Raw genomic sequence first — 14,541 nt, forward strand, 5'->3', positions numbered from 1 at the left:
AGTTGAGCATGACAAGGAAGTCGCTCTTCGCAATCTACGGAGCCTATGGCCACACCGGACGCCTCGTGGCATCCGAACTCCTCGCCAGAGACGCGGAGTTACTCCTGATCGGCCGCAACACCGAGGCGTTGCGGAGCCTTGCCGACGAACTCGACGCGGGGCAGCGGGTACGCACCCGCACCGCCTCCGTGGACGATGCCACCGCACTGCGCGAGGTGATGACGGACGCCGACGTCCTCATCCAATGCGCGGGCCCCTTCGCCGTCACCGGCGCGCCAGTCGCCACCGCGGCCGCGGAAGCGGGCTGCCACTACATCGACCACGCGCTCGAACCCCACCACGTGAAAGGGGTGTTCGACACCGCGCAGGCCACGGCACAGCGCAACGGCGCCGTCATGATCCCCAGCCTCAGCTTCTACGGCGGCCTCGGCGACCTGCTCGCGGGAGCGGTGTCGGACGGCATCGCGGGCATCGACCGGATCGTCGTCGCGTACGCCGTGAACGGCTGGCGGCTGACCACCGGCGCCAAGAACACCGCGACCCACCTCCTGGCCGAGACCGAACGCCTCACCTTCAGAGAAGGCGCCCTGCACACGGGCTACGTCGAACCCCGCAACGCCGTCTTCCCCTTCCCGCCGCCGCTCGGCCCGCGCTCGATGATCGCTCCGTTCCCGTCGAGCGAGACCGTGACGGTGCCGCGCCACGTCCCCGTCCGCACCATCGACCTGATGCTCAGCACCAGTGCCTTCGAGGCGAAGGACGCCTTCGAGAGCGAACACATCGGCGCCGCGGAACGGGCGGGCACCGACTTCACCATCGCCGTCCAGGCCATGTGGGAAGGGGGCAGTGTGGCAGGGCAGTTGACGGGCCACGACCTGTGGCGGGCCGGAGCGCTGGCCTCGGTGGAAGGCGCGGTGCGGATCGCGGAAGGGAGGGGGCCGACGAAGACCGGGGTCCTCGCACCCGGCGAGGCGTTCCCGGCGGAGCCGTTCCTGCGGGATCTGGAGCGGCAGGGTGCGTTCACGCTCACGCTGCGGAATGGAGAGGGTGGAGAGGCATGAGCGGGACGGTGTCGAACGAACCGGTCCTCGTCACCGGAGCGGCGGGTGGACAGCAGGGGTCCACGGGCCGCCATGTGGTGCGGCTGCTGCTCGATCGTGGTCAGGCGGTACGTGCTTTCGTGCGCACCGACGACGAACGCGCGGCAGGGCTGCGAAAGTTGGGAGCGGAGGTGGTTGTCGGCGACCTCCGCGAGATCACGGACGTACTCGCGGCGGTACGGGGCGTGCGCCGCGCCTTCTTCACGTACCCGGTGACGGACGGCCTCCTTGAGGCGACCGGCGCGTTCGCGGCGGCGGCCAAGCGGGAGGGTCTGGAGCGCGTCGTCGAGGTGTCCCAGCTGGCGGCGGCGCCGGACGCTGGGACGCCACGGATGCGGCAGCACTGGGTCGCGGAGGAGGTCTTCGACTGGGCGGGGATCGGGGCGGTGCACCTGCGCGCCGGGGTCTTCTTCGAGAACCTGGACTTCCTGGTACGGGCAGGCGGCGGCCACGAGCTCGCGATGCCGCTGGGCCCACTGGACACGGTGCTTCCGCTGATCGCGGGGGAGGACGTGGCGCGGGTGGGCGCGGGGCTCCTCGCGGACCCGATGCCGTCGTGTCCGGACCCCGTAGTGCTGCTGACGGGGCAGGTGCTTTCCGTGGCCGAGGTGGTGGAGACGTTCGGCGGCGGCCTGAAGTACGTGGACGCGTCGCCGGAGGAATGGCGGGAGCGGGCGATTTCCCTGTACGGGGACGCGCACGTGGTGGCCCACCTGGACAAGCTGTGGGAACTGTTCCGTGTCATCGGCTCGCACCACGAGCTGTATGAGGTGACGGAGGCGATCGAACGGTTCGGGGGGAGGCCGCCGCGGACGTTGGCGGAGTTCGTGCGGGGCCGACGGGGCTGAGGTCTCGCCTCCGGCGGGTTCTCTCCCCAACCCCGCCCCTTCCCGAAAACCCGCTCTGGCGCGGGGGCCTTGCGCACCGTCATCACCGGCTTCGCCGAGTTCGTCCTCAAACGCCGGACGGGCTGAAAGATTCAGCCCGGCCGGCGTTTGAGACCATCTTGTCGGGGTCTGGGGTGGAGCCCCAGGTAGGTCCGGGGCGCAGGCATGGTTTTCGGGAAGGGGCGGGGTTGGGGAATGATCGATCAAACAGCAGCCCCACCCAACCCGCTCCTGGAGGAAACGTGCCGCAGAACCCCGTAACCGTCATCACCGGCGGCAGCCGCGGCATCGGCGCAGCCATCTCCACCCGCTTGGCCGCGGACGGCCACCACATCGCCATCGGCTACCACTCCGACGCCGAGGCGGCGGAGAAGGTGGCCGAGACCGTCCGCGCGACAGGCACAGGCGCCCGCTGCGTCACCGTCCGTATGGACACCGCCGACGAGGCAGACGTCGACCGCCTCTTCGACACCGCCGCCGCGGAACTCGGCCCGGTCACAGGACTGGTGAACAACGCGGGAATCGGCGCCCCGGTGGGCCCCCTCGCCGAGGCCGACGTCACCGCCATGCGCCGCGCACTCGAAGTGAACGTACTCGGCTACCTCCTCTGCGCCCGCCGCGCGATCCGCGACATGAAGCGGACCGGTATCGGCGCAGGCCCAGGCGCAGGCACAGGCGGCGGCATTGTGAACATCTCCTCCGCGGCGGCGACCCTCGGCGCCCCGGGCGAGTACGTCCACTACGCCGCCGCCAAGGGAGCCGTGGACACGATGACCGTCGGCCTGTCGAAGGAGGTCGCGGCGGACGGCATCCGCGTCAACGCGGTCGCGCCCGGCGTGATCTGGACGGAGTTCCACGCGGACCCCGAGCGCCCGGCGAAGCTCGCCGCGGGCATCCCGCTGGGGCGTTCGGGCAACCCCGACGAGATCGCGGCGGCCGTCGCCTGGCTGCTCTCGGACGAGGCGTCCTACACGACCGGCACCATCCTGCGGGTGGCGGGCGGAAGGTAAGCCACCGGGCACGCGCGCGCCCGGCCGAACCGAACAGGCACGCGCGCGTGCCGCAGTCCTTACGCCAACCCATACGCCAGCCCTCACGCCAGTCCCTACCCTTGGCGCATGATCACGGAATCCGCCCGCATCACCCCGGACGTCGTCATGCGCCCCGCCACGCTGGAGGACGCGGACGGCCTCGCCCGCGCCTGTCTGCACAGCCGTGCCCACCTGGAGCCGTGGGAACCGATCCGGCCCGAGGAGTACTTCACCCCGCGGGGGCAGGCCGCCCGGCTCCGCGGCCAGCTGGAGGAGGCGAGGGCCGGGCGTGCGGCGCCCTGGGTGCTCGACCGTGAGGGGGAGATCGTCGGCTCGCTCACCCTGTCGGCCATCACCCTGGGCCCCTTCCGCAGCGGCATCCTCGGCTACTGGATCGACGTGGACCACGTCGGCCGCGGTCTCGCCACCGCCGCCGTCACCCGGGCCTGCGAGTCCGCCGACACCGAGCTCGGCCTGCACCGCGTCGAGGCGAACACCCTCCTCGACAACGTCCCCTCGCAGCGCGTTCTCACCAAGTGCGGCTTCGAGGAGTTCGGTGTCGCGCCGGAGTACCTGCACATCCATGGCGCCTGGCGCGACCACCGGCTCTTCCAGCGGATCCTCAACGACCGCACCCCGTAAGGAGCCCCGGGGGCAGCTAGACGATGTCCTCCGCGATCTCCGCCTGCTCCCGCTCCGACCCGTACGCCGACGGCGTGCTGTAGGAGCGCCGCGCCACGAACCACCACACCGTGGCGAGGGTCAGCACCACGACCAGCGCGATCGACGCGTAGTTCATCGTGTCGACCGTCACCGGTGAGGCCTGCGGCAGGCAGAACAGGACCGTCACGAAGCCGACCCAGACCACCGCGACCCAGCCGATCGGCTTGCTCCAGCGGCCCAGGTTCCACGGGCCCGGCTGGAAGCGGTCGCCCGCCCGCAGCCGCAGGAAGATCGGGATGGCGTACGCGGGCGTGATCCCGATGACGTTGATGGCGGTCACGGCCGTGTACGCGGTCGTCGAGTACAGGGAAGGGAGGGCGATGACGGCGGCGAGACCGACCGACAGCCACACCGCGGGCACCGGCACCTGCGTACGGGAGCTGACCTTGCGCCACAGCTTCGATCCTGGCAGCGCGTTGTCGCGGCTGAACGCGAACACCATCCGGCTCGCCGCCGCCGTCTCGGCGTTGCCGCAGAACAGCTGCGCCACGATCACGATGAGCAGCAGGGCCGTCGCGCCGGACTCGCCGAGGGCGTCGATCATGATCTGCGCGGGCGGTACGCCGGTCTCGCTCTTCTGCGTTCCTACGTAGTCCTGGATCGCGAACGTCAGCCCGGCCAGCAGGACGAAACCGGCTATCCACGACGCCCAGATGGCACGCACGATGCCGCGTGCCGCGGTCACCGAGGCGTTGGAGGTCTCCTCCGAGAGGTGAGCGGAGGCGTCGTACCCACAGAAGGTGTACTGCGCGAGGAGCAGGCCGATCGCCGTGACGTAGAGCGGGTTGTCCCACCCGGTGTCGTTGACGAACTCACCGAAGACGAACCCGGGCGACTGGTGGTGGTCCGGCACGATCGCGAGGACGCCCACGATCACGGCGACACCGGCCACGTGCCACCACACGCTGATCGAGTTGAGCAGGCTGACAAGACGCACGTTGAAGAGGTTCAGGACGGCGTGCAGGAGCAGGATGCACAGGAAGATCAGGAAGGTCTTCTCCGGCGTCGGCGTGAAGCCGAACTTCAGGTTCAGGAACGCCCCGGAGAAGAGCGCCGCGCCGTAGTCGATGCCCGCGATCGCACCGAGCAGGCCGAGCAGGTTCAACCAGCCCGTGTACCAGCCCCAGCGCCGGCCGCCGAGCCGGTCGGCCATGTAGTAGAGGGCCCCCGACGTCGGGTACGCGCTGGTCACCTCGGCGAGGGCCATGCCCACGAAGAGTACGAAGAGGCCGACGCCCGCCCAGCCCCAGAGCATCACGGCAGGGCCGCCGGTGCCGAGCCCGAAGCCGTACAGGGTCATGCAGCCGGAGAGGATCGAGATGACGGAGAAGCTGATGGCGAAGTTGCCGAATCCGCCCATCCGGCGCGCCAGGACCGGCTGGTAGCCGAGCTCCCTGAGCCTCTGTTCCTCGTCGGGCAGTGAAGCCTCGGTCGATGCGGGACTCGACCAGGTGGTGCGGGACACGGATGTACCTCCGTCGGGGAGCGGGGGATGAGGGGGAGAACGGGTGGTGCTGGAGCGTTCGTGCTGATCCAGAGCGTTCGTGCTGATCCAGGAGGGGCCGTGTGCCTCAGCCCGGGTCTCGTAAGGCGCTCAGACAGCGCGTGCGCGCCTGTGTGAATGCCTCGGCCGCCGCGTCCGCGTCACCGGGCGACCGCGTGCGGTACGTCCACGGGGCCACGGTGTAGAAGGGGTCGAGCACCTCGAACACCCTTGCCGCGTCCCGGAATTGGTGTGCGCCCCACAAGGCGTGGGCCAGGTGGTTGAGGTCGAGGAGCGAGGTCGCGGCAGGCAGCGCGTGCTCGAACCACAGGTGCAGCGCGCGCAGGGCGGAACGGGTCGCGTCCTCCCCGATCCAGTGCAGATCCAGGGCGTGCTCGGCGCCGCCGTCCTTGCGGTACCGCTCGACGCGCACGTAGAGGGGCAGTACGTGGAGCGCCGACCCCGCGGGCGCCGAACCCGACGCCCAGTGGGCGAAGTTGACCGCTTCGGTGAGCGGCCCGCCGGGGCGGCGGGTGTAGGCGAACTGCAGCATCCGGTGGTAGGCCTCGCGGTTGCCCGGGTCGCGTTTGTCGGCCTCGGCGAGCAGATGCCAGGGGCCGGGGAAGAGCATCGGCTCGGGGGCCGGTACGCGGTGCTCGTCCCACCGCTGCCCCTTGTCGAGCTGCGCGAGGGCGAGCAGGCAGACCCACGGTACGGGGTCCTCGGGCGAGGCGTCGATCGTGGCTCCGCACGCCGCTGCCGCCTCGCGCCACAGTTCGTTCGTGTGACGGTGTCCGCCGCGATGGGCGCGCAGGGTCCGCTCGACGAGGACCCTGGTGTTCAGCACGGATGCCGCGGCGCTGTGCGGTTCCTCGGCCTGCCAGGTCCTGACCACATCGGAACCGGCGACGGCGGCGGCCAGGATCTGTGTGCGTTGCGTCCACAGTCCCCAGTCGGGTGTCGAGTCGAGCAGGTTGCGCGTCGACACCCAGCGACCCGTCTTGAGGTCCTGGAGCACGGCGCGCAACTGTTCGTCGTGGCCCGCCGGGTGGTACACGGGGCGGCCTGACGGAGTGGGCATGAATCCTCTGTGGGGGAGGAGGGCGGTGGGCAGGGGGTGAACTGGCCTATGGCGGAGTGAAGTTGTTCGACGGAGTGATGATGTTCGGCGGTCAGTGTAGATCCGTAACTTCCGTCTACAGGTCGGTTCGTGGATCTTTTGGGATCGATTTGTGTTCAACTCGGCGCGCCGGTTGGCAATTTGAAAAAGAGTCAGGCGCAGGCCGGCCTGTGAAGGGGGCTCTTGACGCCCTCCTGGGCGCTGTAGCAGGCTTCCGCGGTGATCACCAACGGCGGAGGACCGCGCGGCGAGGCTGTCCTCGCCATCGACCAGGGCACGTCCGGCACGAAGGCTCTCGTCCTCTGTCCGGAACGCGGAGTGATCGGTTCGGGCGCCGCGCCCGTACGTCCGCGCCACCTTCCCGGAGGCCGGGTGGAGGTCGACCCGGCGGCGCTGCTCACCTCGGTCGTCGACGCGGGACGCCGCGCCCTGGCCGACGCGGGGGAGCCGGTCGCGGCGGTCGGCCTCGCCAACCAGGGCGAGACGGTGCTCGCCTGGGACCCCGCGTCAGGCCGCCCGCTGACCGAGGCGATCGTGTGGCAGGACCGGCGCGCGGGGCCGCTGTGCTCGGAACTCGCCCCGTACGCAGCAGAGTTGAAGCACGTGACAGGGCTCCCCCTCGACCCCTACTTCGCCGCGCCCAAGATGGCGTGGATACGCCGCCACCTCACACCGGAAGGCGTCGTCACCACCAGCGACGCCTGGCTGATCCACCGGCTCACCGGCGAGTTCGTCACCGACGCGGCGACCGCGGGACGCACCCAGCTCCTCGACCTGGACGACGTCACGTGGTCACCGCGCGCCCTCGACGTCTTCGGCCTCGCCGATGAGCGGCTGCCGCGCGTCGTCGACGCGGCGGGCCCGGTCGGTACGACGAAGGCCTTCGGGCCCGAACTCCCGCTGACCGGCCTCCTCGTCGACCAGCAGGCCGCGCTGCTCGCCCAGGACGTGACCGAGCCGGGCACCGCCAAGTGCACCTACGGCACCGGCGCGTTCCTGCTCGCCCAGACCGGCACACGCCCGCGGCGCGGCGACTCCGGCCTGGTCAGCTGCGTCGCCTGGCGACTCGCGGGGGAGAGTAGCTACTGCCTCGACGGGCAGGTCTACACGGCCGCGTCCGCCGTCCGCTGGCTCACGGACCTCGGCGTGATCGAGGGCGCGGCGGACCTGGATCTGGTGGGCTCGTCGGTGGCGGACGCGGGCGGCGTCACGTTCGTGCCCGCGCTCGCCGGGCTCGCGGCGCCCTGGTGGCGGGGCGACCTGCGCGGCTCGATCACCGGCCTCGGCCTCGACACGGCCCCCGGCCATCTGGTCCGCGCCCTGTGCGAGGGCATCGCGGCCCAGGTGGTCTCCCTCGCCGACGCCGTGGCCGCCGACCTGGGCGAGCCCCTGACTAGCCTGCGCGTCGACGGAGGCCTGACCCGCTCGGCCCTCCTGATGCAGACCCAGGCTGACCTGCTCCAACTCCCCGTGGAGGTATCGGCGTTGCCCGATGTCACCGCTCTCGGCGTGGGCATTGTCGCGCGCATGGGCCTCGACCCGAAGCTGGCGGAGCGGGACGCCGTCCCCCGGTGGCGGCCCGCCGCCGTGTACGAGCCGAAGATCGACGCCACGCGCGCCGCCGAGCGCCTCGGAGGCTTCCGCTCGGCGGTCGACGCCCTCCTCGACCGTGCGCCCGCCCCGTCGTCATGAGCGTCACCACCAAGGGCCCGCTGCCGGCCGAGCCCTACGACGTGACCGTCGTCGGCGCCGGGGTGGTCGGCTCGGCCATCGCCCGCGAACTGGCGGGACACCACCGCCTCCGTGTCGCCCTGGTGGAAGCCTCCGGTGACGTGGGTGACGGCACGTCGAAGGCCAACACCGCGATCCTGCACACCGGTTTCGACGCCGTGCCGGGCTCCCTGGAGGCCCGCCTCGTACGCGAGGGCAGCCGTCTGCTCGCCGCGTACGCCGCCGAGTCGGGCATTCCCGTCGAACCGGTCGGCGCGCTGCTCATCGCCTGGGACGAGGAGCAACTGGCCGCACTGCCGGGCCTGTTGAAGAAGGCGGAACGCAACGGCTACGACGAGGCCCGCATCATCGGCGCCGCCGAGGTCCGGGCCCGCGAACCGCACCTGGGCGAAGGCGCTCTGGGCGCCCTCGACGTCCCCGGCGAGTCCATCATCTGCCCCTGGACGACGACACTCGCGTACGCCACCCAGGCCGTCCGCGGGGGAGTGGACCTGCACCTCAACTGCAAGGTGGAAAAGGCCGGTTCGTCCTCCCCTGGCGGCTCCGCATGCCATGAACTGACCACGCCCCGTGGTGTCGTACGCACCCGCTACCTCATCAACGCCGCGGGCCTGCACGCCGACGCGCTCGACCGGCGGGTGCTCGGCCGATGCGCGTTCACGGTGACCCCGCGCCGCGGCCAGCTCATCGTCTTCGACAAGCTCGCCCGCGACCTGGTCAGCCACATCCTCCTGCCGGTGCCGACGGCGCTCGGCAAGGGTGTGCTCGTGGCGCCGACCGTGTACGGAAACGTCCTTCTCGGCCCCACCGCCGAGGAGTTGGACGACAAGAGGGCGACCGGCACGACCGAGGAAGGTCTTGCCGGGCTGCGCGCCAAGGGCCGGCACATCCTGCCCGCGCTGCTGGACGAGGAGGTCACCGCCGTCTACGCCGGGCTGCGCGCGGCCACCGAGCACGACGATTACCAGATCCACGGTTCACCAAAGGACCGGTACATCACCGTCGGCGGCATCCGGTCCACGGGCCTCACCGCGTCGATGGCGATCGCGGAGTACGTCGTCGGCCTGCTCGCCGATGCCGCGGGCCCCGACCTCGACCTGACGGTGGCCGGAAACCTGGACCCGGTGAGCATGCCGAACCTCGGAGAGGCGTTCCCCCGCCCCTACCAGCGCGCCGACCTCATCGCGACCGACCCCGCGTACGGCAGCATCGTCTGCCACTGCGAGCGCGTGACCCGCGGGGAGATCAGGGACGCCCTCATCAGCACGGTCCCGCCCGGATCACTGGACGGCCTGCGGCGCAGGACGCGGGCGCGCGGCGGGCGCTGCCAGGGGTTCTACTGCGGGGCGGCGGTACGCGAACTCTTCGACGGCTGGGGCGAGTCGGGGGCGGCGCGATGAGGCGGCAGCGGAGTGTGGACGTACTCGTGGTCGGCGCGGGCCCCGCGGGACTTGCCGCGGCGGCCCGGCTAGCCGCCTCGGGCGCGGGCACGGTGGAGGTGCTCGAACGGGAGGCGCGGGCCGGCGGAGTGCCGCGCCACTGCCACCACGGAGGGTTCGGGCGGTGGGGAGTGACGGGGCCGCGCTACGCGGAGACCCTCGTCGAGGCCGCGCTCGGCGCCGGAGCGGCCGTGCGGACCGGGGTGAGCGCCACCGGCTGGGCCGGGCCGCTGTGCCTGGACACGACGGGGCCGCACGGCCTGGAGCGCATCACCGCGCGTGCCGTGGTCCTGGCCACGGGCGCGCGGGAACGGCCACGGACGGCGCGGCTCGTGCCGGGGTCGCGCCCGGCGGGAGTCTTCACCGCAGGGGAGTTGCAGCAGGCGGTCAACATCTACCGGCAGGAGATCGGCACCCGGGCGGTCGTCGTGGGAGCCGAGCCGGTGAGCTACGCGGCGCTGTCCGCGCTGCGGCGCGCGGGCGTGGAGGTCGCCGCGCTCGTCACGGAGGGGACGCGGGCCTCTGTCGCTCGCCTCGGGGTGGCCCGGGTGCCGCTGGTGGCCGGGGCGGTGGTGGTCGAACTCCTGGGGCGTGGACGGCTGTCTGGGGTGAGGGTGCGGCGGCGCGACGGGCGGGAGGGGGTGCTCGCCTGCGACACGGTGGTGTTCACCGGCGACTTCGTCCCCGACCACGAGCTGGCCCGGCGCGGGGGCGTGCTCCTCGACCCCGGTACGCGGGGCCCGGCAGTGGACACCTCGTTCCGCACGGCTTCGCCGGGGGTGTTCGCGGTGGGCAGCGGGGTGCATGCGGTGGAGCCGGCGCGGGTGGCTGCGGGGGAGGGGGCGCGGGTCGCGGGCGCTGTGCGGGGGCATCTTGGGGGTGCGGGGTGGCCGTGCGGGGCGGTGCCGGTGGTGGCCGAGGCCCCACTGCGGTGGGTGGCGCCCAACCGGCTCGCGCCGGGCGCTTCGGGTGGTCGCTTTGTCCTGCGGACGGCGGAGGGTTTGTTCTGTCCGGTGCTGGTGGTGAGGCAGGACGGGCGGTGTCTGTACCGGCAGCGGGTGCTGGGTGCGGCTTTTCCCAACCGGGGGTTGCATCTCTCGGGGAGCTGGGTCGGGAAGGTGGATGCGGGTGGGGGGCCGGTGCGGGTGGGGGTCGGTTGAGGCTGTTGTCTCCCCAACCCCGCCCCTTCCCGAAACCATGGGGCTCCGCCCCCTGGACCCCCGAAAAGATGGCCTCAAACGCCGGCCGGGCTGGATCTATCCAGCCCGGCCGGATACTTCCAGCCCGTCCGGCGTTTGAGGACGAACTCGGCGGAGCCGGTGATTTTCCGGTGCGCAGGCCCCCGCGCCAGAGCGGGTTTTCGGGAAGGGGCGGGGTTGGGGAAAGAAAACCGCTCTTCCGCCCAGCGGAACCTCCCCGTAGACTAAAAACTAGCAGCGCTAATTTACGTCACGAGCTAAACCGCAAACGATCCGGAGCCGTATCGTGCGCCCAGTCCACTTCGCCGCAGCCCGCCGCACCCCCATCGGCAAACTCCGCGGCACCCTCTCCTCCGTACGCCCGGACGACCTCGCCGCCACCGTCGTACGAGGCCTCCTGGCAGGCACTCCCGAGCTGGACCCCGCCCGGATCGACGACGTCTACTGGGGCGCCGCCAACCAGGCGGGCGAGGACAACCGCAACGTGGCCCGCATGGCCGCCCTCCTCGCCGGCCTCCCGGACTCCGTGCCCGGCGCCACCGTGAACCGCCTCTGCGCCTCCGGCATGGAAGCCGTCACCGCCGCCGCCCGCACCATCGCCTGCGGCGAGGCCGACATCGTCCTCGCGGGCGGCTCCGAGTCGATGAGCCGCGCCCCCTTCGTCCTGCCCCGCCCCGACGAGGCGCTGCCGCACAAGATGGAGACCGCCGACACCCGGCTCGGGTGGCGTCTCGTCAACCCCGCCATGAAGGACCTCCACGGCGTCCTCGCCATGGGCGAGACCGCCGAGGAAGTGGCCGCGCGCCACAACATCTCCCGCGAGCGCCAGGACACCTTCGCCCTCCGCAGCCACCAACGCGCCACCGAGGCCCGCAAGAACGGCCACTTCGACGCCGAGATCCTCCCCGTCACGCTGCCCGACGGCACCCTCGTCGACCTCGACGAATGCGTCCGTGAGAACACCTCGTACGAGAAACTCAGCAGTCTGCGCCCCGTCTTCCGCAAGGACGGCACCGTCACCGCGGGCAACGCGTCGCCGATGAACGACGGCGCTGCCGGACTCCTCCTCGTCAGCGAGGAAGCCCTGAACGAGCTCGGGCTCGAATCCCTCGGGCGTTACGTCGCGGGCGCCTCCGCCGGGGTGCATCCGGACGTCATGGGCATCGGACCCGTCCCCGCCACCCAGAAGGCGCTCACCCGCGTCGGCTGGTCCATCGATGATCTCCAAGAGGCCGAGTTCAACGAGGCGTTCGCGGCCCAGGCCCTCGCCTGCGTCGACGCGCTCGGCATCGACCCGGAGCTGGTCAACCCCACCGGCGGCGCCATCGCCATCGGCCACCCCCTCGGCTGCTCCGGCGCGCGCATCCTGACCACGCTGCTGCACCGCATGCGCCGCACCGGCGCGGCCCGCGGCCTCGCCACGATGTGCGTGGGCGTCGGCCAGGGCAGCGCGCTGCTCGTCGAGCGCGGCTGAACTTCCCCCTCCCGCCCGCAAGGCCGCACGGAACGCAAGGAAACGAACGGAGCACCACCCATGGCCACGCTGTCCCTCGCCGCGATCCTCGCCGAGCCCGCCCGCCGCAGGCCGGACCGCACCGCCCTCGTGGAGGGTGAACTGCGGCTCTCCTTCAGCGAGTTGTGGGCGCAGGCCCGCGCGCAGGCGGCGGCGCTCGTGGGGCTCGGGGTGCGGCCGGGGGACCGGGTGGCTCTGATGGCGCCCAACACCGCCGAGTTCCCGCGCGCCTATTACGCGATCCTCGCCGCGGGCGGCGTCGTCGTCCCCGTACACCTCCTGCTCTCCGCGGAGGAGGTCGAGCACGTCCTGCGGGACAGTGGCGCCACCCTGCTGCTCTGCCACCCCGCGCAGGCCGAGACGGGCAAGGCCGCCGCCGCGGCCACCGGCGTACGGATGCTGACCCTCGGCGGGGACGGCGAGCTGGAGACCCTGGCGGGCGCGGCCGAGCCGCTCCCCAGCTACGTCACGCGGGACGCCGACGACCCCGCCGTCGTCTTCTACACCAGCGGCACCACGGGCGTCCCCAAGGGCGCCGTGCTCAGCCATCTCAACCTGGTCATGAACGCGACCGTCTGCGCCTTCGACGCCCACGATGTGCGCAGCGACGACATCGCGCTCGGCGCGCTCCCCCTCTTCCACGCGTTCGGCCAGACCGTCTCCATGAACGCGACCTGGCGCGCGGGCGCCACGCTCGTCCTGCTGCCGCGCTTCGACGCCGCGCGGGCCGTCGAGCTGATGGCGGCGGAGGGCGTCAACACCTTCCACGGGGTGCCGACGATGTATGTGAACCTCGTGGCCGCCGCGTCCACGGCCCCCGAGCTGCCCACGCTGCGGCTCGCGATCTCCGGCGGCGCCTCGCTGCCCGTGGCCGTACTGGAACGCTTCGAGCAGGCCTTCGGCGTACCGGTCTACGAGGGGTACGGGCTCTCCGAGACCTCGCCCACCGCCTCCGTGAACCAGCCCGACTTCGGCACCAGGGCGGGCAGCATCGGCCACCCGCTGTGGGGCGTCGACGTGGAGATCGCCCGCGCCGACGTCGAGGGGCGCATCGAGCTGCTGCCCACAGGGGAGCTCGGCGAGGTCGTGGTCCGTGGCCACAACGTCTTCTCCGGCTACCTGGGGCGCCCGGACGCGACCGCCGAGGCCGTCGTCGACGGCTGGTTCCGCACCGGTGACCTCGGGACCAAGGACGGCGACGGCTTCCTGGCCATCGTCGACCGCAAGAAGGACGTCATCATCCGCGGCGGCTTCAACGTCTACCCGCGCGAGGTCGAGGAGGTGCTCATGCGCCACCCGGACATCGCGCATGTCGCCGTGATCGGACTGCCCGACGACGTGCACGGCGAGGAGATCTGCGCCGTCGTCGTCGCGGCACCCGGCTCCGCGCCCGACGCCGGGCAGATCACCGAGTGGTCCAAGGAGCACCTGGGCCGCCACAAGTACCCGCGCCGCGTCGAGTTCACCGCCGAACTGCCGCTCGGCCCCAGCATGAAGGTCCTCAAGCGGGAGCTGCGCGCCACCTACAGCGGGGCGTAGGTCTCGCCCCGGCATGGACATATCTCTCTGGGAATTCGCCGCGCTCGCCGCGGCCGCGGTGCTCGTCGGCTTCTCGAAGACCGCAGTCAGTGGGGCCAACACCGTCAGTCTCGCGGTCTTCGCGGCGGTCCTGCCGGCCCGCGAGTCGACCGGTGTCCTGCTGCCCATCCTCATCGCGGGTGACGTCCTGGCCGTCCTCACCTACCGCAGACATGCCCACTGGCCCACCCTGTGGCGGCTGTTCCCCGCCGTCGCGGGCGGCGTGGTGGTGGGCACGGTCTTCCTGATGTGGGCCGACGACGCCGTCGTCCGTACGTCGATCGGTGCGATCCTGCTGATGATGGCGGCGGTCACGCTGTGGCGCCGCCGGGTCCCCGCGGACGAGACGGAAGCCTCGCATCCCTCGCGCGGCTCCCGGCTCAAGGCCCCCTCCTACGGCGTGCTCGGCGGCTTCACCACCATGGTCGCCAACGCGGGCGGCCCGGTCATGTCGATGTATCTACTCTCCGCGGGATTCCAGAAACTCGGCTTCCTTGGCACGTCGGCGTGGTTCTTCCTCATCGTCAACACCTCCAAAGTGCCGTTCAGCGTGGGCCTCGGCCTGATCGACGCGCACTCGCTGCTGCTCGACGCCGCACTCGTGCTCTTCGTCGTCCCGGGCGCCCTCATCGGCAAGGCGGCCGTGCACCGGATCAATCAGCGTCTCTTCGAGCGACTGGTGATCGGGGCCACGGTGCTCGGCGGCCTCCAGCTGCTGCTGCGCTGAACTCCTCGAA

At 71.6% G+C, this 14,541-nt stretch carries 12 protein-coding genes; 10 read left to right on the plus strand and 2 right to left on the minus strand.

The features are described from left to right. Nucleotides 1–8 precede the first annotated feature (8 nt). The 4 genes from ACWGI2_RS05580 (at nucleotide 9) to ACWGI2_RS05595 (ending at nucleotide 3,660) form a co-directional block, all read left to right on the plus strand. A complete protein-coding gene (locus ACWGI2_RS05580) occupies nucleotides 9–1,061 on the plus strand; it encodes a saccharopine dehydrogenase NADP-binding domain-containing protein (RefSeq protein WP_453694152.1) in 1,053 nt (350 codons plus the stop codon). Beyond that, a complete protein-coding gene (locus tag ACWGI2_RS05585) occupies nucleotides 1,058–1,948 on the plus strand; it encodes an NmrA family NAD(P)-binding protein (protein ID WP_453694154.1) in 891 nt (296 codons plus the stop codon). Before ACWGI2_RS05580 ends, ACWGI2_RS05585 begins: the two co-directional genes overlap by 4 nt. Before the next feature lie 281 nt (nucleotides 1,949–2,229). Then, nucleotides 2,230–2,997: an SDR family oxidoreductase gene (locus ACWGI2_RS05590; RefSeq protein WP_453694156.1), complete on the plus strand. Its 768-nt coding sequence runs from the start codon at nucleotides 2,230–2,232 to the stop codon at nucleotides 2,995–2,997. A 108-nt stretch (nucleotides 2,998–3,105) separates the two neighbouring features. Further along, on the plus strand, nucleotides 3,106–3,660 hold the full coding sequence (locus tag ACWGI2_RS05595) for a GNAT family N-acetyltransferase (RefSeq protein WP_453694158.1): 555 nt from the start codon (nucleotides 3,106–3,108) through the stop codon (nucleotides 3,658–3,660). A 16-nt stretch (nucleotides 3,661–3,676) separates the two neighbouring features. On the opposite strand, the gene ACWGI2_RS05600 is transcribed toward ACWGI2_RS05595, so the two are convergent. Together ACWGI2_RS05600 and ACWGI2_RS05605 are read right to left on the minus strand one after the other, a co-directional pair. Then, nucleotides 3,677–5,206 (minus strand): amino acid permease, encoded by a 1,530-nt coding sequence (locus ACWGI2_RS05600; RefSeq protein ID WP_453394742.1) that lies wholly within the window; start codon nucleotides 5,204–5,206, stop codon nucleotides 3,677–3,679. A gap of 106 nt (nucleotides 5,207–5,312) precedes the next feature. Further along, nucleotides 5,313–6,305, minus strand: a complete 993-nt coding sequence (locus tag ACWGI2_RS05605; RefSeq protein ID WP_453694160.1) for a hypothetical protein — start codon at nucleotides 6,303–6,305, stop codon at nucleotides 5,313–5,315. A gap of 258 nt (nucleotides 6,306–6,563) precedes the next feature. Here ACWGI2_RS05605 and ACWGI2_RS05610 point away from each other — a divergent pair, with 258 nt between their 5' ends. The 6 genes from ACWGI2_RS05610 to ACWGI2_RS05635 all read left to right on the plus strand — a co-directional run bounded on the left by ACWGI2_RS05610 (nucleotide 6,564) and on the right by ACWGI2_RS05635 (nucleotide 14,531). Beyond that, nucleotides 6,564–8,036, plus strand: coding sequence for an FGGY family carbohydrate kinase (locus ACWGI2_RS05610; protein WP_453694162.1), 1,473 nt, complete (start codon nucleotides 6,564–6,566; stop codon nucleotides 8,034–8,036). Next, nucleotides 8,033–9,475 (plus strand): FAD-dependent oxidoreductase, encoded by a 1,443-nt coding sequence (locus ACWGI2_RS05615; RefSeq protein ID WP_453694164.1) that lies wholly within the window; start codon nucleotides 8,033–8,035, stop codon nucleotides 9,473–9,475. The genes ACWGI2_RS05610 and ACWGI2_RS05615 overlap by 4 nt, the downstream gene beginning before the upstream one ends. Beyond that, nucleotides 9,472–10,674 carry an FAD-dependent oxidoreductase gene (locus ACWGI2_RS05620; RefSeq protein WP_453694166.1) on the plus strand — a complete coding sequence of 401 codons (1,203 nt, stop codon included), beginning with the start codon at nucleotides 9,472–9,474 and terminating at the stop codon, nucleotides 10,672–10,674. Before ACWGI2_RS05615 ends, ACWGI2_RS05620 begins: the two co-directional genes overlap by 4 nt. 325 nt (nucleotides 10,675–10,999) lie before the next feature. Further along, the gene (locus tag ACWGI2_RS05625; RefSeq protein WP_453394747.1) at nucleotides 11,000–12,187 is read left to right on the plus strand and encodes a thiolase family protein; all 1,188 of its coding nucleotides are present in this window, start codon (nucleotides 11,000–11,002) and stop codon (nucleotides 12,185–12,187) included. 60 nt (nucleotides 12,188–12,247) lie between these two features. Beyond that, nucleotides 12,248–13,765: a long-chain-fatty-acid--CoA ligase gene (locus ACWGI2_RS05630; protein ID WP_453694168.1), complete on the plus strand. Its 1,518-nt coding sequence runs from the start codon at nucleotides 12,248–12,250 to the stop codon at nucleotides 13,763–13,765. 13 nt (nucleotides 13,766–13,778) lie between these two features. Then, nucleotides 13,779–14,531: a sulfite exporter TauE/SafE family protein gene (locus ACWGI2_RS05635; RefSeq protein WP_453694170.1), complete on the plus strand. Its 753-nt coding sequence runs from the start codon at nucleotides 13,779–13,781 to the stop codon at nucleotides 14,529–14,531. Nucleotides 14,532–14,541 lie beyond the last annotated feature (10 nt).

This window comes from Streptomyces sp. NPDC054866 (genome assembly GCF_053610745.1).